The organism is Terriglobales bacterium (assembly GCA_035764005.1).
GTDB lineage: Bacteria > Acidobacteriota > Terriglobia > Terriglobales > Acidobacteriaceae > Gp1-AA112.
Genome location: DASTZZ010000025.1, coordinates 70,638 through 90,503, shown reverse-complemented (window position 1 = coordinate 90,503; position 19,866 = coordinate 70,638). Strand labels below are relative to the sequence as shown.

13 protein-coding genes are annotated in these 19,866 nt (G+C 56.2%); 6 read left to right on the top strand and 7 right to left on the bottom strand.

Going from position 1 to position 19,866, the window contains the following annotated elements:
• Positions 1–3: 3 nt before the first annotated feature.
• Entirely contained in the window at positions 4–2,592 is a 2,589-nt protein-coding gene (locus VFU50_04410; protein ID HEU5232081.1) for a M1 family metallopeptidase, read from the top strand.
• 284 nt (positions 2,593–2,876) lie between these two features.
• Here VFU50_04410 and VFU50_04405 read toward each other — a convergent pair whose 3' ends face one another.
• The 6 genes from VFU50_04405 to VFU50_04380 all read right to left on the bottom strand — a co-directional run bounded on the left by VFU50_04405 (position 2,877) and on the right by VFU50_04380 (position 12,960).
• Positions 2,877–5,543, bottom strand: coding sequence for a glycoside hydrolase family 3 C-terminal domain-containing protein (locus VFU50_04405; GenBank protein ID HEU5232080.1), 2,667 nt, complete (start codon positions 5,541–5,543; stop codon positions 2,877–2,879).
• Positions 5,544–6,063: 520 nt separating this feature from the next.
• Positions 6,064–7,710, bottom strand: coding sequence for a TolC family protein (locus VFU50_04400; GenBank protein ID HEU5232079.1), 1,647 nt, complete (start codon positions 7,708–7,710; stop codon positions 6,064–6,066).
• A 21-nt stretch (positions 7,711–7,731) separates the two neighbouring features.
• Positions 7,732–9,021 carry an ABC transporter permease gene (locus VFU50_04395; protein ID HEU5232078.1) on the bottom strand — a complete coding sequence of 430 codons (1,290 nt, stop codon included), beginning with the start codon at positions 9,019–9,021 and terminating at the stop codon, positions 7,732–7,734.
• The gene (locus VFU50_04390) at positions 9,021–10,325 is read right to left on the bottom strand and encodes an HlyD family efflux transporter periplasmic adaptor subunit (GenBank protein HEU5232077.1); all 1,305 of its coding nucleotides are present in this window, start codon (positions 10,323–10,325) and stop codon (positions 9,021–9,023) included. Before VFU50_04390 ends, VFU50_04395 begins: the two co-directional genes overlap by 1 nt.
• A complete protein-coding gene (locus tag VFU50_04385) occupies positions 10,322–11,578 on the bottom strand; it encodes an efflux RND transporter periplasmic adaptor subunit (protein HEU5232076.1) in 1,257 nt (418 codons plus the stop codon). The genes VFU50_04390 and VFU50_04385 overlap by 4 nt, the downstream gene beginning before the upstream one ends.
• On the bottom strand, positions 11,575–12,960 hold the full coding sequence (locus tag VFU50_04380) for an efflux RND transporter periplasmic adaptor subunit (protein ID HEU5232075.1): 1,386 nt from the start codon (positions 12,958–12,960) through the stop codon (positions 11,575–11,577). The genes VFU50_04385 and VFU50_04380 overlap by 4 nt, the downstream gene beginning before the upstream one ends.
• A 168-nt stretch (positions 12,961–13,128) precedes the next feature.
• Here VFU50_04380 and VFU50_04375 point away from each other — a divergent pair, with 168 nt between their 5' ends.
• From VFU50_04375 to VFU50_04365, 3 genes are all read left to right on the top strand, one after another.
• Positions 13,129–14,028: a metallophosphoesterase gene (locus tag VFU50_04375; GenBank protein HEU5232074.1), complete on the top strand. Its 900-nt coding sequence runs from the start codon at positions 13,129–13,131 to the stop codon at positions 14,026–14,028.
• Entirely contained in the window at positions 14,028–14,747 is a 720-nt protein-coding gene (locus VFU50_04370) for an amino acid racemase (GenBank protein ID HEU5232073.1), read from the top strand. Before VFU50_04375 ends, VFU50_04370 begins: the two co-directional genes overlap by 1 nt.
• A 185-nt stretch (positions 14,748–14,932) precedes the next feature.
• The gene (locus VFU50_04365; protein ID HEU5232072.1) at positions 14,933–15,478 is read left to right on the top strand and encodes a transposase; all 546 of its coding nucleotides are present in this window, start codon (positions 14,933–14,935) and stop codon (positions 15,476–15,478) included.
• A 66-nt stretch (positions 15,479–15,544) separates the two neighbouring features.
• On the opposite strand, the gene VFU50_04360 is transcribed toward VFU50_04365, so the two are convergent.
• A complete protein-coding gene (locus VFU50_04360; protein HEU5232071.1) occupies positions 15,545–17,467 on the bottom strand; it encodes an ABC transporter ATP-binding protein in 1,923 nt (640 codons plus the stop codon).
• 103 nt (positions 17,468–17,570) lie between these two features.
• Between VFU50_04360 and VFU50_04355 the strand changes: the two genes are divergently transcribed.
• Both VFU50_04355 and VFU50_04350 read left to right on the top strand, forming a co-directional pair.
• The gene (locus tag VFU50_04355) at positions 17,571–18,587 is read left to right on the top strand and encodes an RluA family pseudouridine synthase (protein ID HEU5232070.1); all 1,017 of its coding nucleotides are present in this window, start codon (positions 17,571–17,573) and stop codon (positions 18,585–18,587) included.
• Positions 18,588–18,677: 90 nt separating this feature from the next.
• Positions 18,678–19,856: a VWA domain-containing protein gene (locus VFU50_04350; protein ID HEU5232069.1), complete on the top strand. Its 1,179-nt coding sequence runs from the start codon at positions 18,678–18,680 to the stop codon at positions 19,854–19,856.
• The last annotated feature ends 10 nt before the right edge of the window (positions 19,857–19,866 follow it).

Genomic DNA, 19,866 nt, shown 5'->3' with positions numbered 1-19,866 from the left:
AGAATGAGAAATCTGATTTTTGCCTGTGTATTGTTGCTTTGTTGCTCCGGAGCCGAGGCGCAGCGCCTGCCAACCGGAGTCGTGCCCGAACATTACCAGCTCAGCTTTACTCCCGATTTGAAAACCGCAACGTTTGCTGGGGACGAAGTTATCGACGTTCGAATTCTCAAGCCTACGAAGCTGATTACGCTGAATGCGGCTGAAATCAAGTTCACCTCCGCTATGGTGGAAATCCACGGCACTCCTGAATCGGCAAGAGTCACAGTCGATCCCGATCGAGAACAGGCGACGATCATCGCTCCGAGCACGCTCGCTGCGGGTTCGACACGTCTGCACATTGTCTTTACAGGCATATTGAACGACAAACTGCGCGGATTCTATTTGAGCCGGACGGCGAAACGCGGCTATGCGGTCACGCAGTTTGAGCCGACCGATGCTCGCCGAGCTTTTCCGTGCTTCGACGAGCCGGACAAGAAAGCTACGTTCGACATCACGCTGATCGTTGATAAAGGCGACACGGCAATCTCGAATGAGAAGCTGGTCTCCGACACTCCTGGCCCTGAGCCAGACAAGCACACTCTGAAGTTCGCGACCACCAAGAAGCTCTCGACATATCTGGTCGCAATGTTGGTTGGTGACTTCGAATGCGTAGGTGGCTCGGCCGACGACATCCCGATTCGCGCCTGCGCCACGCCCGACAAAAAAGATCAAGGCAAGTTTGCGCTCGAAGCTGCCGAGTACATCATGCATTTCTACAACGACTACTTCGGCATCAAGTATCCATTCGGGAAACTTGATCTCATTGCGATCCCCGACTTCGAAGCCGGAGCCATGGAGAACGCCGGAGCGATCACTTATCGCGAGAGCGAGATGCTGCTCGATCCCAAGATTGCAACCGTGGACAACTATCATCTCGTCGCGTCGGTCGTAGCCCATGAGATGGCGCATCAGTGGTTCGGCGATCTGGTCACCATGAAATGGTGGGACAATCTCTGGCTGAACGAAGGCTTCGCCACCTGGATGGAATCGAAGCCAGTCCAAAAGTGGAAGCCGGAATGGCACGCCGAACTCGAAGACGTTGCGGATACGAGTCGCACGCTTTCGCTCGACGCCCTGAAGAACACGCGCCCGATCCGTCAAAAGGCCGAAACGCCTGATGAAATCAACGAGCTGTTTGACGGCATTGCATACGGCAAAGCTGCGGCGGTGCTGCGCATGGTCGAGCACTACGTTGATCCCGAACTCTTCCGCAAAGGCGTGCAGAACTATCTTCGAGCACACTCTTACGGCAATGCCACTGCAGAAGACTTCTGGAACGCGATCACAGCGGCCTCGAATAAGCCGGCTGACAAGATCATGTCGAGCTTCGTCGTTCAAGCCGGCGAACCACTGCTGCATATTTCCCAGGACCCCCAGCTCACGATCTCGCAGGAGCGATTCTTTGCCGACAGACAACTGCTTGGCACATCGCAGCAGATGTGGACTATTCCGGTTTGCTGGCGAGCCGCCTCTTCCGATAGCACGGCATCTTGTCTGCTGATGCAGAGTCGCGGTCAGGAAACGAAAATGTCCGAATCGACTCCGGTATTCGCGAATGCCAATGGACGCGGTTACTATCGCACCGAATACGACGCTCCACTTCGGGACAAGCTGACGCAAGTATTGGAGTCCGGACTCAATCCCGCCGAACGCATTTCGATGCTGGGCGACGAGTGGGCGCTCGTGCATGTTGGACGAATCTCGATCAGCCACTATCTCGACCTGACGTCTCACTTAAAGGGAGACCGGCAGCGTCAGGTCTGGGAGGAGGTCCTAACCAGTCTGGAGTACATCAACGACAAGCTCGTCAGCGATCAGGATCGCGATCAGTTCCGCCAGTTCGTGCGCACGCTGCTGAAGCCGCCTTACACCGCAACTGCAAACACAGGCGATGTGGAAGAGAAGGCACTCCATGCCGATCTCTTCGAAACGCTCGGACTGATTGGCCGGGATCCTGACGTTATCGCCGAAGCCCGCCAGATCACCGACAAGGCGCTGCAGAATCCCGACAACGTAGATTCCCTGATGGCTTCGCCGGCCATGGAAATCGCCGCAACGCAGGGAGACCAGGCGCTCTTCGAGCGTTTCGTAAAGGCATTGAACGGAACATCCGATCAGGTTTTGCGTCGCCGCTACATGAGTGCGCTTTCCCATTTTGAAAATCCGGAGATTCTGCCAAAAGCGGTTCAACTTGGAACATCGAGTGCCATTCGCAACCAGGACGCCGCATACTATCTCAGCGATTTCCTCCGCCATCCTGAGACTCGCCAGCTCGCCTGGAAGTACATTGAGACGCATTGGAGCGATGTCGAGAAGCAGCTCACGACCTCGAGCGCATCGAGAATCGTGACCGCAGCCGGTCAGTTCTGCAACGAGGATGCAGCTTCGAACGTAAGCGCGTTCTTCAAAGTGCATCCGCTTCCGGCGTCGGAACGCGCGTTGCGTCAGGCTGTCGAGCGCATCAACTCATGCACCGACCTGAAGAAGCTGCAAGGCTCGAACCTGCAATCGTGGCTGGCAGATCACAGCAGTGCGCAGGCCAGTGGGAACTGAGCAACACGCATTTCTTGAACAGCCTCTGGTGGTCCAGTTCACGTGCTCTCATAACCACTGTCATCCCTCGCGCCGCAGTAAATACTTTTGTTGCGTGGAACCTTTGGTTTGCGGCGCGGGGGATCTGCTGTTCCGTAGCGCGCCAAAACAGCAGGTCCCCCGCGCAGCTAAAACAAATTCTCGATCCTCTGTGGCTGTTTGCGGCTGCGCGAGGGATGACAGTGTTGTTCAAAGAGGCATCATCGGAATCACGCACTTCCTGGATCTCTACGGAGTGCGCACATCTAATCCGGCAAAGTAACTTCCGATGTGATCGAGAACTGTCCTTTCACGCCCGCAGGCGTAGTTCCATTTCGGGAAATCGGCTGGCCACCTCCAATCCACACATCGACGGTGCCGGGTACAATCCGGTGCTTGCCCTCCGGATCCACGATTCCTAAGTCTCGACCGCTCAATGCAAAAGACACGGTACGTTGATCTCCTGCATCAAGCGTGATGCGTTGGAATCCTTTCAGCGCACGTATTGCTGCTCCCTGGACTCCCTGGTGCGCGAGATACAGTTCGACGACTTCCTCCGCTTTCTTTTGGCCGGTGTTCACCACATCGACTGAGAGACGCACCGTTCCATCCGCCGCAACGTTCGGATTGTCGATCTGCAGGTTGCGGTATGCGAACGTCGTGTAACTCAGCCCGTAGCCGAATGGATATAGTGGTTCGCCGTCGAAGTAGCGATAGGTGCGCTTCGCCATTGAGTAGTCTTCGAACGCGGGTAGCTGGTCAATGGATTTGTAGAAGGTGACCGGCAGGCGGCCGCCGGGGCTGAAATCGCCGGCGATCGCCTCGGCCACGGCGGTTCCTCCTTCTTCACCTGGATACCACGCTTCGAGGATCGCGGGAACGTGCTCCTCGGCCCAATTCACGCCCAACGCGCTTCCGTTGGTGAGGACCAGAATCATCGGTTTTCCCAAGGCATAAATCTGTTCGAGAAGTTCTTTCTGGGGCGCGGGAAGATCGAGGCTGGTGCGATCGCCGCCGGCAAATCCTTCGGTGTGGACGTTCATCTCTTCGCCTTCGATGCGCGGGGAAAGTCCGAGAACCATGATTACCAAATCGGAATTGCGAGCGACATTGATGACGTCCTGACCATCGCCGGGCTTGCTCCAAACCAGGCGCGCTTCGGCGCTGCGGATCGTCTGGAAGTATTCGATCTTCACCGAGTACGCATGACCTTTGTCGAGATGGACCTTCGTGGTGATGGTGTCGGCGGGATGATGAATCGTCCATTCTTCGGCGACGAGCTTGCCGTCGAGCCACATGCGGAATCCATCCTGCCCGGTGAAGCCTACGAGATAGTCGCCCGTTGTCGGAGGAACGATGATTCCAGTCCAGCGCACGGAATAGTTCTTGAGCAGTTGCGGTGAGATGCCGCGATCTCCCCAGGCAAAATTTACGTCGGCGTCAACCCGACTCATGACCGGAGCGCCTTTGAGATCGACATTCCCGAAATAGTCCGCTTTCAAGCCGTGCTGCTTGCGGGAGGCGTCGGTAAAGAGCGAGTCAGAGGGAATCGCCCGTACGATCGGGCCGGTGAGTCCTACTCCCTGCGAGTAAACAATCTTTGATTGCGAAAAACGCTTGCGGATTCCATCGACAATTGTCACCGGATGAGATGGCGTGCCATTGTAATTGCCGACCAGTGCGTCGAGATTGTCAGCATCCGGACCGATGACTGCAATGGTCTGATACGTTTTCTTCAAAGGAAGAAAGTTGTTTTGATTCTTCAACAGCACCAGGGACTCGCGAGCCGTTCTCAATGCTAGTTGGCGGTGCTGTTCCGTATCGTTTTCGGAGATTCCAATCTGAGAGAAGGGAACAGCGCTGGGTGGATCGAACATCCCAAGGCGGAAACGCGCAGTGAACAGACGCTTCATCGCGCGGTCGATATCGGCCTCACTGAGAATACCCTCCTGCACGGCTTTGAGCGCGGCATCGCGTTCGGTCTTTACGCGAGTTCGCGGATTGCCGCAAATCAGATCCGTGCCTGCTTTGATCGCCGCAGCAACGCCTTCTTCCATCGTTTTGGTGAAGTGATGGTTGTCCGAGATGTCAGTCACAGCTCCGCAATCTGAAACGACATAGCCCTGAAATCCCCAGTCGTGCCGCAAATGTTCATCAAGGAGCACGTTGTTAGCACATGCAGGCTGTCCATTCAGCGAGTTGTACGCGCACATCACCGACTCGGCTTTGCCCTGCATGACGGTCGTGCGAAACGCAGGAAGGTACGTGTCTTCCATGTCGTGACGCGACGCCTGCACGTCGACGGAGTGCCGAGTTGGCTCCGGTCCGCTGTGTACGGCGAAGTGCTTGGGAGTCGCAACCGTCTTCAGGTACTTCGGGTCGTCACCCTGAAGACCGGTGACGAACGCGAGCCCCATGCGCGACGTGAGGAATGGATCTTCGCCATAGGTCTCCTGCCCGCGTCCCCAGCGCGGGTCACGGAAGATGTTGATGTTCGGCGACCAGACGGTAAGACCGCGATACCACTCGGTAGATCCGTCCGGATGACGCTCGGCGTTGTACTTAGCGCGAAATTCCGTGCTGATTACCGTGGCGATCTGATGCATCAGCGGCTCGTCGAAAGTTGCCGCCATCCCGATCGCCTGCGGAAAGACAGTCGCGACTCCTGCGCGTGCAACTCCGTGCAAGCCTTCGTTCCACCAGTTGTATTCTGGAATTCCCAAACGGGGAACGGCGTCGGCCGTGTGCCCTAGTTGAGAGACTTTCTCCTCCAGCGTCATGCGAGAGACGAGATCGTCAACGCGTTGCTCAAGGGGAAGCGAAGCGTTCTCATAAGGTGCGCTGGCCGGGACTTCAGGAGACGCCTGTTGGCCAACAGCTAGCGTTGCGACAGAGAACAGCAGAAGAGCACCTACAAAAGGCGGAATGTTCATCGATTGGATTCCTGAAGAGTCATTTTGTGAACGGCGCGAAAGCTCCCACTAGACGGCTAAATCGTTTCAGGCTGGCAGTAAATCACGCCGAAACGACCATGCGCAATATCTTGCGTCAACAGACGACGAGGATGTCTTGGCATTTGCCGATTTAAACCGAACACACAACGAGAGTTCCGCCACATGCTGGCGTCGATTTCACGATCCGAATAGCCGAATTGAACCCCGGGGTTAACCCCGGAATTTCCACGGGGTAAACGCCCAGTTTTCCACGGCGTTAACCCCGAAATTTCCACGGCGTTAACCCCAGCACTTTCGGCGTTAACCCCCGAGTTCCATTTGAGAATGAAAGCACCTCGGTCCACGGTTGCATTCCGAAATTGGGAAAATAGCCCCATACTCTTGTGCTATCCCGGATCTTGTCGATTGTCAAGCGGAAAGTCCGCGGTTGGTCGCGACTGCTGTGAGCACGCGGAATGCCGTACTGCCGACTTCTCTAAGCGCGGAAAGAAATTTCCCGTCAGTGAATCGAATCGGCGATGAGCACACGATTGTGCTCGAGTAGATTGCCGGTTGCGTGATCGAGTTGAGCAAGCGCAAGCTGGTACCCGATCTGTGCCTGCAGGTAGCTCTGTTCGGCCTGCTGAACCGTACTCTGCGCGTCGAGCACGAAGAAGATCGTCTCAGCGCCTAGCTCGTACTTGCGCTGATCGGCTGCCAGAGTTTTCTTTGCGAGATCGAGAGCGTCGGCAGCGGCGGAAAGCGAGAGCTTGCTGACCTCAAGCTGGTGAACGGCGTTGCGGACCTCCAGCGTGATGGCCTGTTGACGTGAACGAAATTGATAGAGATCAGTTCGCTTCGATACAAGAGCAGAACCGAGGTCGGCTTCCGCCTGACGATTCTTAATTGGCAGCCGCAGATTCAGTCCAACGCTGTAGGTGGGGAATCCGAATCCGCCCACTTGCCCGAGGGCATCGAGCAAACCTCCGCGCGCCACCACAACAGGAGCTCCGCTCGATGTATCGATCACATTGCCGCCGATTCCGTTCGACGTGTATGCGCCAGTGAGGCTGAGGTCGGGTTGGAGGCTATTGTGAGCGATATAGACGCTGGTGTCATCGTTCGCAAGCTGTTGGCGCACCGCTTCCAATTCGGGACGCTTGCTGAGCGCGGTCTCTATAGCTGTTGGAATGTCCTCCGACATCAGATCGCCTGAGACTTCAGCGTTCTGGACGAGGTCAAGATCAAGAGCTCCGGCGCGCGAATCGAGATCGGCGCCGATGGTGCGGCGGAACTGGTCTTCGAGCGGCTTCACCGCGTATTCCGCTTGAATCACCTGCAGCCTGCGTTGCGCGACCGTAGCTTCGGAGCGATAGATGTCGAGCGGCGATAGCGCGCCAAGTTCCAGCGCGCGCTTGTCGTGCTTGTACGATTCCTCGGCTAAATGCAGCGAGTCTTGCACGACGGCGAGATTCTTTTGCGCTTCTACGAGATTCCAATACTGATTGATCACGCCGAGAATCGAATCGTTCAGTTGCGCTTCAAAGTTAGCTCTCGCCTGCTTCACATTGCGCTGGGCAATAAGAATTGGACCGTGGTTCACAACGTATCCGCGTCCGCGGAGCAGATGTTGCCCGACCGTGAATGTGGCGCCGGAAGTGAACGATGGATTGAAAAGAGCGAAGCTGCTGTTGGTGGTAAAGCGCTGGGTGCTGAAACCGAGAGAAAAGTTTGTCCCACTTTGGAATTGCTGGTTGTAGGAGACGTTCGTGCTTTGCTGCAGCTGACTCAGCGTTTGTGCGCCCGCCAGAGCAGTGGTGGTCGGCTCACTTGAACGTTGTGGCAGGAAACTGGCATTGAGAACCGGATCAAAGTTCGAATATGCTCTGCCGATTCCAAAAGAGGTCTGATCGAGCTGCCCCTGACTGATCCGCACTTCGGTGTTGTTGAGCAGCATCAAGCGAATCGCGTCCTGCAACGATAGGTGGAGTTTCCCGTTGACAATGTATTCATCGAGGCTTTGCGGGCCCGAGAGCTGCGTCTGGACGTGTGGAAAGCTGAACGCTTGGCGAAAGTAATCGGGCGCCGGGAACGTCTGAGCGCTCAACGCTGACGCAACATTGATAACAGCGAGTAGTGCTAAAACACGCAGGACTGCAGACTTCATCAGAAAATCTCCCAAAGTACCTTATTCGTAGCGAATCGCTTCAACCGGATCGAGCTTGGCGGCTTTGACCGCAGGATAGAGACCAAAGATCAATCCAACGGAAACCGAGAATGCGAAGGACAACACAATAGAGCTGATGCTGGTGACCGTGGACCACCCAGCAAGCACAGCGATGGTCTTCGACATCGTCATTCCCAAAACGATACCGAGCATTCCCCCCACGAACGAGATCAGGACCGCTTCCACCAGGAACTGACGAACGACGTCGCTGCGGCGCGCGCCAATTGCGCGCCGAACGCCGATTTCGCGTGTACGTTCGAGGATGTTGGCGAGCATGATATTCATGATCCCAATGCCGCCGACCAGCAACGAGATCGAAGCAATGGCGACCATCACCAGGTTGAAGACGCGCTGCGTGCGCTTCTGCTGTGCCAGCAGTTCGGCGGGAACTAGAATGCCGAAATCTGATCGGCCGTGATGCGAGACGTTCAGAACGCCGCGAACCATCTCTGCGACCGTGGGGCTATCGTCTGCGGAAGCAAGCTGGAGATAGATGCCATCGATCTCATCGCGGAAGCCGCTGCGATTATCTTCGAGGCGCAGCATCGCGCAATTGAGCGGAACGTAAATCAGATTGTTCAGATCCTGGCTTGAAACACCCTCGATTGCGCCGCCTGAAGTCATCTGAGGACCTGCCACTCCGATCACGTGCAGCCATTGGTCATTTACCTTGATGTACTTGCCAACTGGATCTTGCTGCGGAAACAGCGCAAATCGCGCCGCCTCGCCCAGCACCGCGACGTTTGCCGCCGAGCCGGCGTCTTCTTCATCGAAGAATCGTCCAGACACAATGCGCAGACCGGCAATGTTCAGATAACTCGGCTCGACGCCATAAATGAGAGGGGCATCTCCTTGCGCCTTGGGCAGCAATTTCGTTGGAACGAATTTCTTGCGAGGCGTGGATGCAACTACGTCGCGTGTAGTGGCGCGGATTACGCGATAGTCTTGCAGGGTCAAACCCGGAGAAGTCTTGCGCGCCTCCTGCCAGTCCTGCCATGAATTCGCCTCATGTGCTTCCACGATGAGGTTGCGCACGCCCAACTGCTCGATGAAGGCCATCGCCTGCTGGCGCGCTCCGGCGCCAATCGAAAGCATGGCGATCACAGCGGCGACACCGAAGATCATGCCGAGCATCGTCAAGAGCGAGCGCAGCTTGTGAAGGAGCAGGTTCTGGAAGCCAAGTCCCAGATCGGGAAGATAACGAGCCTTGAATTGGCGGATTGCGGCCAGCGATATCGTCGGAGCAGCCATTACAGTGCTCCGCTCGCCAGCATCGAACTGGAGCGTGGTCCTGACTTCTGCTTATTGGTGGGATTTATAACGGAAACCTCGGTCCCTTCCTGCAGACCTTCGATAACAATGCGGCTTTCGCTGCGGTACTTCACTTTCACCGCAGTGGCCTGGAAATCGTCTCCGTGTTTCACATAGACAACGGGCTTTCCGTCTTTGTCGAACAGCGATTGCGCAGGCAAATACAGAACGTCGCTCAAACGCACCCCATGTACCTTTACGAGCGCCGAGATGCCAGGACGCAGATCAGGCGAATTGCGTTCAAGCTGGAATGTCGCCGGGAACTTGGCTTGCGAGTTACCACCCCAGAAGTCGTGTGGAGCAAGGCCGGCAACGGTCTTCACCTTGGCCGGCAAGACTTCGCCCGGATGGGCGTCGATCTGAACTTCGGCGCTTTCGTTGGGAGCGATATTCGACCGGTCGGTCTCGCTCACCTTGGCCTGTACTTCCATCTGATCGATGTCGAGCACATCGGCGAGAACGCGCCCGGACTGAACCAGGTCGCCGGCGCGATACTCCGGCAAGACCATTCCCGGGAAGCAGCAAATTCCTCCAAGGGTGTCGCGATTTTCTTTGGCAGCAACGATGCCCGAGATCGTCGATTTGAGAGTCATGTTCTCGATGTTGTGCTTCGCCACGTCCATCGCCAAACGCGCGGCGTTGCGCTTCTCTTCGAGCACGCGAATACCGGCTTGGCCCGAAGTTGCGCGCGACTTCACGTCCTGCTCGAGCTGCGCCAACTTGCGCTTGGCTTCTTCGAGGGCAAGATTGTTCTTCTCCGCGTCAATGGAGCTCACAAGCTCATTGCGACCGACCTCAAGCTCGGCGCGGCGCACATCGAAGCGCGCCTTCAGCAGATCGGTCTGATCCTGTGCAGCCTGAACAGCGGCATCAGCTTTGGCTTTCGTAATGTCCTGCTCCGCCTGCCGCAACTGCGATTCGGCCTGCTCGAAGTTGTATTGCTGCTCGCTGGGATCGAACTGGATAACCACGTCGCCGGGCTTTACCGCTGCTCCGGTGCTCGCCATTGAGACGATCTGAAGTGTTCCGTTCACGGAAGGCGCGATGAGAGAGATGCTGTGCGGGGCTCGCAGCTCGCCAGAGGTGAAGACGTCGATCTGAACATCTCCGCGTTCGACGCGAGCGGTCGGAATCGGCGCCTCTGGTGTCGAGAGACTGCGCGCCGCATTAACAATACCTTTGCCGATAAATACAGCAATCACCAGCACGATTGCGGACGCGATGATGCGACGCTTGGTCTTCATTTGTTCTGCGCCAGCTCCGTTGGATTCTTCAGCGCAACGCGCTCGCCCGGGCGCAGTCCATCAATGACCTGAACCGTATCACCACTGCGCCGCCCCACGCGCACCGTCTTTTCGTCGAACTTTCGGCCGTTCTGAACGTACACCACACTCGAACCATTTTTGGGGAAGATTGCCTGCGGCGGAATGAGTATCGAATCGGGAATAGTCTCGACGGCGATGCGCGCATTCGCCTTCATCCCTGGCCGGATGCGCGTGTCGGTGCGATCCATCTTGAGGTCGAGCGTGAAGTTCTTCGCCGGCGGCCAGTTCGTAAAATCCAATTGAGCAATCGTGCTGATGCTGCGTACCGATCCGGAAAAATCGGTATCGGGAACGGCATCGACGTGCACGGTTCCGCTCTGGCCGGCTTTGAGCTTGCCACGATCGGCTTCCTCAATTCGCGCTTCGAATCGAACCGAACTCAAGTCGGGAATTTCGGCGATTGCGGCCCCCGGCCAGGCGTGATCTCCTTCACGAAAATCAGGAGCATTGCCGCCAAACATCACGGAACGAAAATTCGGTAAAAGGGTAACTACGCCATCGCTGGGAGCGCGCAAGGTGAGGGAAGCGATCTGGTGCTCGGCGAGTCGAACGTCGAAGAGAGCTTTGTCGCGCTTCTTCTTTTGTTGCGCGATGTCCGCAGCGGAGCCGACCTTTCCGGAATCGAGCTTGGTTTGCGCCTCGCGATATTTTTCCTGCGATGAAGCCAAAGCTAACTTGTTTTTCTCACCGTCGATGACCGACAGAATTTCGGCTTTGCTGGCATCGAGGCGCGCGCTCTCAACGTTGTACTTGGCCGCGAGCGAGTCGGTCAGGTTCTGCTCCTCGGTCATGTGCTCTTGCGCTTCCTGCTGGCGTATCTGAGCTTCGGCGGAGGCGAGATCGGTACGCTTCTGTTCGAGCGTGCGCTGCACCGTAGTGGTGTCGAACTGGACAACTACGTCTCCGGCCTTCACCTGCTGACCGGTGTGCGCGAGCTTGATGATTTGTAAGTCTCCTGCTGCGGAAGGAGCGGTGAGCGTTTTTGATTCGCGCGCTTTGATCTCTCCGCGAATAGAGAGATAGTCCACGAACTCGCCGCGACGGACTTCCGCGGTCGGAATCGCAGTTGCTGCTGCATGCGAGGAACGAACGGAGACGAAGACGACTGCCGCCAGTACCACAATGAAACCACTGCCGAGCAACCACCTTCGCTTCTTGATGAAGGACTTCATTGCTGGCTCACATTGCGCAGCACGCGTGTACCTTCCGAGATTCCGGAAATCGCTGCTTGGGTATCGTTCTCTGCCTTGATATGAACCGGCTCGCGAGACGAGCGCGACGCGGAATCGAGTACAACGTAGTGCTCATTTCCGGAGCTCACAACGGCATCACGTGGAACGATGAGCGAGTTCGGGATGCGCTCAAGTTCTACATCGAGTGACGCAGACAGATCGGGCATGAGTCGAGCATCGGAGCCTTCGATCGAGAACAGCACGTTGAATGATCGGACGCGGTCGTTCAGACTGCTGGTGACGCCGATAGCGGCGATGCGATCGACTTTGCCCTTGAATGACAGATCCGGATATGCGTCCAGACCAACGCGTACTGGTTGACCCACGTGTAGCATCGAGACGTCGGCCTGATTCACCCGCGCGCGCACCTGCATCGCGCCGGGATTCACGATCTGCATGAAGGGAATGCCGGCGCGAACTTCGTCGCCTTCCTGAACCTCACCCATCTGCCCGCCCTTCCAGATGGTGTTCAGCACCACGATGCCATCGATGGGCGCGTGAATCTCAAGCCTCGTGGTGTTCTTGCGCGCGTAGTCCATCGCGTCGCGAGCACGATCACGTTGGATCTCCAGAGACTTCAGCTCTGCCGCAGCGGCCTGGCGCTTCAGCGCGAACGTCTTCTTTAGCTGCTCGTAGGTTGCTTTGGCTTGCTCGTAGGCGAGATTGTTCTTTTCAGCGTCGATTTTGGAGAGAATCTCGTTGCGTTTGACTTCGAACGCGGCGGAATTTACGTCGTTCTCCGCCTGATGCAGCGCACTGTCGTCGGCGGCTTTCGTGGCTGCTTGATCAGCCTTCTTCTTGTTTATCTGTTCGACGAAATCCTGGTAGGTCGCTTCCTGGTCGAGTGCATTTCGAATTTGCTGCTGTTGATCGAACTGAACCAGAAGGTCACCTTTCTTGACGTGGCTTCCGCTTGGCATCAGTTTCGTGATCACCAAGGTTCCCAATCCGGGTCCGGAGAGGCGGGGAGCGGCGATGGCAAGGAAATTGACTGCCTCAACTGTTCCGGTGAGCCGAACGGTGCGAACGAAATCAGCTCGTTGTACGGTAAATATCGAAGCTGCGGAATTTGCGAGTGGCTCGGAACGGCGAACAGCTCTGAAGGTCAGGACAGCTATCAAAGCAACCGCCACCAAGCCCAAGCCCCACCAGGTCATCGCTCTGCCGTGTTTTGGCGGCTCTGGAACAACTAATTGCGGAGCCGGTGCTGCAGCAGCGCTTTGAACTTCCGGAGCTTCGAGTACCTGTTTCACTGTGGAGATGTCATCAGGCGAGTCGAGAGACTCGCGCCAGTATCTTAGCTGCTTTTGGACGTGAGGCACTATCAGGCGTTAGCACGATTTCAAGGAGCGAACTGCCTGAAGTTGCCCGTGAGTTGAACGGCGCGATTGCCGAGCTTGCGCAATTTCTTTTGACACCGTGTAGCCCCGAAAGGTGCCCAGTTTGAATCCGGTGTCCCGGTAAGGCTTTCACTTGTAGTCTAATGAGGAGTGACCACCCTCACGACCGATCAGAACGAAACCATCTTGCCGCCAAAGTTAAGCCGCCGCACTTTCTTAAAGCGTGCCAGTTTGGGAGCCGGTGTGCTGGCCATCGGATTGGCCGGGTATTCAGGTCTCATTGAACCCAACGTCGTCGATGTGACCCGGCTCAATTTAAAAGTCAACCGCCTGTCGGCAGCCTTTGACGGATTCAAGATAGCTCTCATTTCCGATCTTCACTATGGCCCCTATACGGGCGAGCACGAGATCAGCGCCGCAGTCCATGACGCCAATCAGTTAAAACCAGATGTCGTCTTTTTGCTTGGCGATTTCGTGACCGAATCACTGATCGGACGCTCGAAAGACGGAGCAAAGAAAGCGGAGCCCTGTGCCAAGCTTCTCGCGCGTCTCGAGGCGCCGTATGGCAGCTTTGCCGTTCTGGGAAATCATGACTATGCGACAAATCCGGAGCTTGTAGCCGAAGCTCTTACGTCACACGGAATTACTCTGTTGCGAAATGCGAATCAAGTAGTTGAGCGCCACGGTGATCGGTTTTGGCTGCTCGGATTGAACGACGCGATGTTCGGCAAGGCGGCTCTGGAGCAGGCGATGCAGGGTGTGCCTGCGAGCGAACCTAAGGTTTTGCTGGTGCACGAACCAGATTTCGCCGATGAGTCGTCCCGATATGGAATCGACGTTCAGTTTTCCGGACATTCGCATGGAGGACAAATTCGCTTCCCTGGAATCCATCCACTGTGGCTTCCACCATTGGCGAAGAAGTACTACCGCGGTTATTACCGAGTACGCAATCTTCAGCTCTATACCAATCGCGGCATCGGAACTGTGGCGCTACCGTTTCGGTTCTGCGCGCCGCCGGAAGTCACACTAGTGACGCTGAGATCGGCGTAATGATGGCTGAGAATCAGGTGAAGCATATCGGCATCGTCGCATGCAGTGCAGAAGGCGCGGCACTTTGCTATCGCACGGTTGCGCAGGCATCGGAACCGCTGTTGGGAACCTACAACCATCCCAAAGTCACGCTTCACTCGATTCCCATGGCTGACTGGATGCCGGCCTTCAATTCCGGCGACTATCGGGGCGTCGGCAAGCTCATGCTGGAATCGGCCAAGGTGGTGGGGAATGCAGGAGCGGATTTCGCCATTTGCCCGGATAACTCGTGCCACCTTTCCTGGCCGTATTTCATTCAGGAATCTCCGATTCCGTGGCTTCATATTGGCGAAGTTGTGGCTGACGAAGCGGTGCGAAATGGCTGGAAAAAGGCTGCGCTGCTGGGAACGCGATTCACGATGAACGGTCCGATGTACCGCGAGGTGTTTCGCACAAGAGGCATGGAAGTGCTACCACCGTGCGCGGAGGATCAGAGGATTGTGGACGACATCATTTGGAACGAACTCGTGCAAGGAAAGTTTCCTGAGAGTTCACGTCTGCTCTACAACCAAGTGATTGATCGACTGAAGGATCGAGGATGCGACTGCGTAATCCTTGGCTGCACCGAGATTCCGCTTTTGGTGCTACCCGAAGATTGCCCCTTGCCTACTCTTGATTCAACACGCTTGTTGGCGGTCGCCGCGGTGGGACATGCGATTGGGGAGCAGGCACAGGCCTGATTGGGCACAACAACTGGAGGCCCGGCAGAGTCAGTACCGTCCGCGGTAGCGGATGGGTGAGTCTGCGCTGTCATGCCGCCTTCGAGCTCGCGAGCTGCAGCTCTTCACTCTCAATTAATTTCGGCGGGCATCTACTACTGTTCCACCTGCTGAAGCTCAGCCCACTTTCTATATACTCTTGGCCAATGCCTGACACTCCACTGGCATATCTCATCACCTTCAGGTGCTATGGGACCTGGCTGCACGGCGACGAACGCGGATCTATTGATCGACATCGGAACCAGTACAACTCTGAGTACATAATCGCTAATCCGAACTGGCACGAATATAACGTTCGCCACCTGAAGTTTGCTCCTGTAAAGTTGACGGATATACAGCGTCAGTCAGTGGAAGCTGCGATCCATGAAACATGCCAATTCCGCAGTTGGGAGTTGAAAGCCATCAACGTTCGCAGCAATCATGTACACACCGTGGTGTCTACCGGTTCACTTAGACCCGAGCGCGTGCTGAATGCGCTCAAAGCAAATTCCACCCGGCAGTTGCGGCAGGATGGACGTTGGCTGCATTCGCATACGCCGTGGGCTGATAGCGGAAGCAAGCGATATGTATGGACCGATGTTGGCTCCAGCGTGCTATTCAGTACGTGGCTAGCGGTCAAGATGGTCCCATTCCGGAACTCGATCCACCATCTTCTCGTTTTTCGGGACCTGGCACTCGGGCGGAATCGATAAAACCAGACTCACCCATCCGCTACCGCGGACGGTACTGACTTTGCGCCGCGTCGCTCATACCCGCGGTCAGTACCGTTCACCGATCAAGTTTCCTGAGGAAGTGGCCATCTCCTGATCCTTGTACTGAAGCTGGTAAAGCTTCCAATAAATCCCGCGGTGTGCCAGCAGCTGCTGGTGAGTTCCGATCTCGCGCAGATGAGCTTTGTGCATGACGATGATTTTGTCGGCCCGCTGAACCGTGGAGAGTCGGTGGGCGATGATGATTGACGTGCGTCCTTCCACCATCGTCGTGAGCGCTTCACGAACTCGCAGTTCCGTATCGGTATCGACGCTGGATGTGGCCTCGTCGAGAATGAGAATTCGCGGTTGATGCGCCAAAGCGCGAGCGAACGAGATCAGTTGCTTCTGTCCGGTCGACAGTGTACTGCCGCGTTCGCGCACGGGTTCCTTGAAGCCGGCGGGAAGGGTGCGGATGAAGTTGCCGATATTCACATCGTCTGCCGCAGTTTCGGCCATCTTCTCGCTCACCCATTTTGAACCTAAACGAATGTTGTCGCCGACTGTGCCAGAGAACAGGAATGGATCCTGCAGCACCACTCCATAGCGGCGGCGCAGATCGGCGAGATTCATGTCGCGAATATCGACTCCATCGAGGCGAATCGATCCTCGTTGAATGTCGTAGAAGCGCAGCAGAAGGGAAATGATCGTGGTCTTTCCCGCGCCGGTGTGGCCGACGATTGCAACCGTCTCGCCTGGCTCGATGGTGAACGACACATCGCGCAGCACCCAATCGAGCTCTCCTTCATGAGCTAAAGGCTGTTCGGAGAATCCATTACCCTCGTGCTTCTTCGATTTCACTCGCTGGTACGCGAACCAAACGTTCTCGAACTCGATTCGGCCAGGACCATCCACACATCTCGGCTCCGCGGGAGTGGCGACTTCAACAGGCGTATCGATGAGCTTAAAGATGCGCTCGCTTGATGCCATCGCCGACTGCAGAATGTTGTATTTCTCGCTCAGGTCCTGAATGGGCCGAAAGAAGCGCTGGGCGTACTGAATGAAAGCGACCAGAGTACCGAGCAAACCTGCGTCGATTAGCGCCTGACGTCCTCCGAACCAGATAACGCTGGCAATGGCGATCGCGGAAAGAATTTCGATTGTGGGGTAGTAGATCGCGTGCGCAAGGATGGCGTCTTTGTAGGCATCCATGTGTTGCGCGTTTACCTCTTCGAAGCTCTTGTACGCCCGCTTCTCGCGATTAAAAAGCTGCAAAACGACAATGCCGCTTACGTGCTCCTGAAGATAAGCATTGATGCGGGCAATGGCGACGCGAATGCGTCGATAGGACTCGCGGACACTTTTGCGAAAGATCATCGTTGCCCAGAAGATCAGCGGCAGAACGGCAAAGGTGATCAGCGCTAGCCACCACTTCATCCACAACATGAAGCCAACGATGCCGGCAAGCACGAACACGTCTTCAAAGATCGCGACCACGCCTGACGTGAACATTTCATTCACGGCGTCCACGTCCGTGGTAACGCGCGTGACGAGTCGCCCTACAGGGTTGCGATCGAAGAAAGCGACATGCAGGCGCTGCAGATGAGCAAAGATCTGGCTGCGCAGGTCGAACATCGCTTTCTGCCCGACCCACTGCATGTAGTAGGTCTGCAGGAACTCCATGCAGAAGCTGATTGCGAGGAGGGAAACGTAAAGCGCCGCGATCTGGCCGATGCCGACCAGAGGACGCGAGCTCAGCCAGGAATCTAGAAACGGATGCCGCACTCCGGCACGGGCGCTCGCCAGGTACTTATCGATAGCAACTTTAGTCAGGTAAGGGCCGACGACGTCGGCTCCAGCTTTCACCAGAATGGCGACGATCGCGAGCAGCGTCTGCCATTTGTAAGGAACCAAATAGGCCAGCAACCGCTTCATCAGGCGGCTGTCATATGCTTTTCCTAGTACCTCTTCTTCCTGATGGGCGTCGGCCATGGGGAGCTGATTTCATTTTAGATGGAGGAGCAATGAGAAGGTCGCACCGGCTTGGAACAGATTTCCCGGCTAAGGATATCCTCCTGACGAGCAGTCCAGCTTGATGGATCGTCCCGACACACCGCCGGCCATCCGTACACTTCGTGCCAATCCCGAGGACTCAGGACGCCGTTTGGACCAATTCCTCACTTCCTCACTCGAAAATTTGAGCCGAGCACGGGTGCAGGACCTGATCGAGCAGGAGAAGGTTACCGTCAACGGAACCCTTGCAAGGTCTTCGCTCAAGCTGCGGGGCGATGAACTGATCGAGATTACCGGCGAGATCGAGCGCCCGCCGCTGAAAGCACTGCCAGAGGACATCCCTGTCGATGTTGTTTATGAGGACGAATACCTGGCTGTGGTGAATAAGCCTGCCGGCATGATCGTCCACGCGGGGGCCGGAGATGAGGAGCGCAATCGCGGCACACTGGTGAATGCGCTGCTATTCCGCTTTCGGAAGCTCAGCGAACTGGGAGGCGAAGCACGGCCTGGAATCGTTCACCGGCTCGATAAAGAGACGAGCGGATTGATGGTCATTGCCAAAACCGACGAGGTTCATCGCAAGTTGGCGGCCCAGTTCGCCTCAAGACAAGTGAAGAAGAAATATCTTGCGCTGGTGATGGGCTGGCCGCCGGAGAAGGGAACTGTTGACGCTGAGATTAGCCGCGACCGCCTCCGCCCAACGCGCATGACCACGCGACGTTCAGGAGGACGAGCAGCAGTCTCCCACTATCGCGTGACCCAGAAAGCCGAGACCGCGTTCGGAAAGTTCGCGCTGCTCGAGGTCGAAATCGAAACCGGTAGAACGCACCAGATCCGAGTGCATCTGTCATCGCTGCATCATCCAGTTGTTGGAGATGCTCTCTATGGAGCTCCACGTGCTCTTCGGCGTCAGGACATGCGAGTTGGGCAATCGGGATCACCGAAGCAGGATCAGCAACTCTCGTTGAACCGGAATTTTCTTCATGCTGCAGTGCTGGAGTTTATTCATCCTGCTACCCACGAGCGAATGCGATTTGAACGAGTGCTGCCGACAGAACTTCAGAACTTCCTCAAACAGTTAGGCTTTCCAGCATCATGAACGCGCAACGACAATCCGCGAAAGTGGTATGAGAAGTGCTCTTGAGTAACGTGAAATCTTCGTAAGAACCGGAATATAATTAATCTTTCCATGCGATTTACCCGTCTTTTTGCAATTGCGCCGCTCGCAGCGGTGTTGTGTGCCAATGCGTCCGCTCAGGATGCAACAAGCCTTCCCTCGGCTCCATCAGCAACTCTGGAGCAGCAGGCCGCGCCGCCTCCGGCGCCAACCGCGCAACAGCAACCCGCTCGGCAGCCGGAATTGAAACATCGGGAGAAGCCCGGTCAGCCGGTTCTCGAAAGTCTCGATCCAAAGCCCCGCCCTGTTCCGCAGCCGCAGAATACGGCCGCACAGCCAGCCAGCACAGCCCAGAACTCGAACGAGACTGCGGCCGATCAGGCCCCTCCGCTCACCATTCGAACGGCTGTTAACGAAGTGAATGTTGTGTTCGCCGTCACCGACAAACACAACCACTATGTGAAAGATCTGAAAGCGAGCGATTTTCGTGTGTTGGACAACCGCATGCCTCCGGCCAACATTCGCAGCTTCGTCTCGGAAACGAATCTGCCTCTCCGAGTCGGACTGCTCGTGGATTCCAGCAATTCAATTCGCGACCGTTTTCGTTTTGAGCAGCAGGCGGCGATTGAGTTCCTGAATCAGATTATTCACCCCAGCCGCGACGAAGCTTTCGTTCTCGGTTTCGACACGACTCCGGAGATAACTCAGGATTTCACCGGCAACGCTGACAGGCTCGCCAATGGTGTTCGCATGCTGCGGCCGGGCGGCGGCACAGCTATGTATGACGCCATCTATGGCGCCTGCCGCGACAAGCTGGAGAAAAAGAATGCTGAAGGTGGCGTACGCCGCGCCATCATTCTTCTTTCCGACGGTGAGGACAACCAGAGTCGTGTGACTCGCGATGATGCCATCGAAGAAGCAGAGCGCGCCGACGTTGTCGTTTACACCATCAGCACCAATGTGAGCGGCACGAAAACTCGAGGCGACAAGATTCTTGAAGCCATCGCCGATGCCACTGGAGGCCGCGCCTTCTTCCCCTTCAAAATCGAAGAGGTCGCCGACGCGTTTTCCCAAATTCAGGAAGAATTGCGTAGCCAGTACGCGATCTCCTATAAACCCGCTGACTTTGTAGCCGACGGCAAATACCGCACTATCGATATCGAGTCGGTCAATAAGAAGTACAAAGTGCGTGGCCGCAAGGGTTACTTTGCTCCCCGCGCGGAGACAGCCTCGGTTACAGGAGGCAAATAGACCTGCCGTG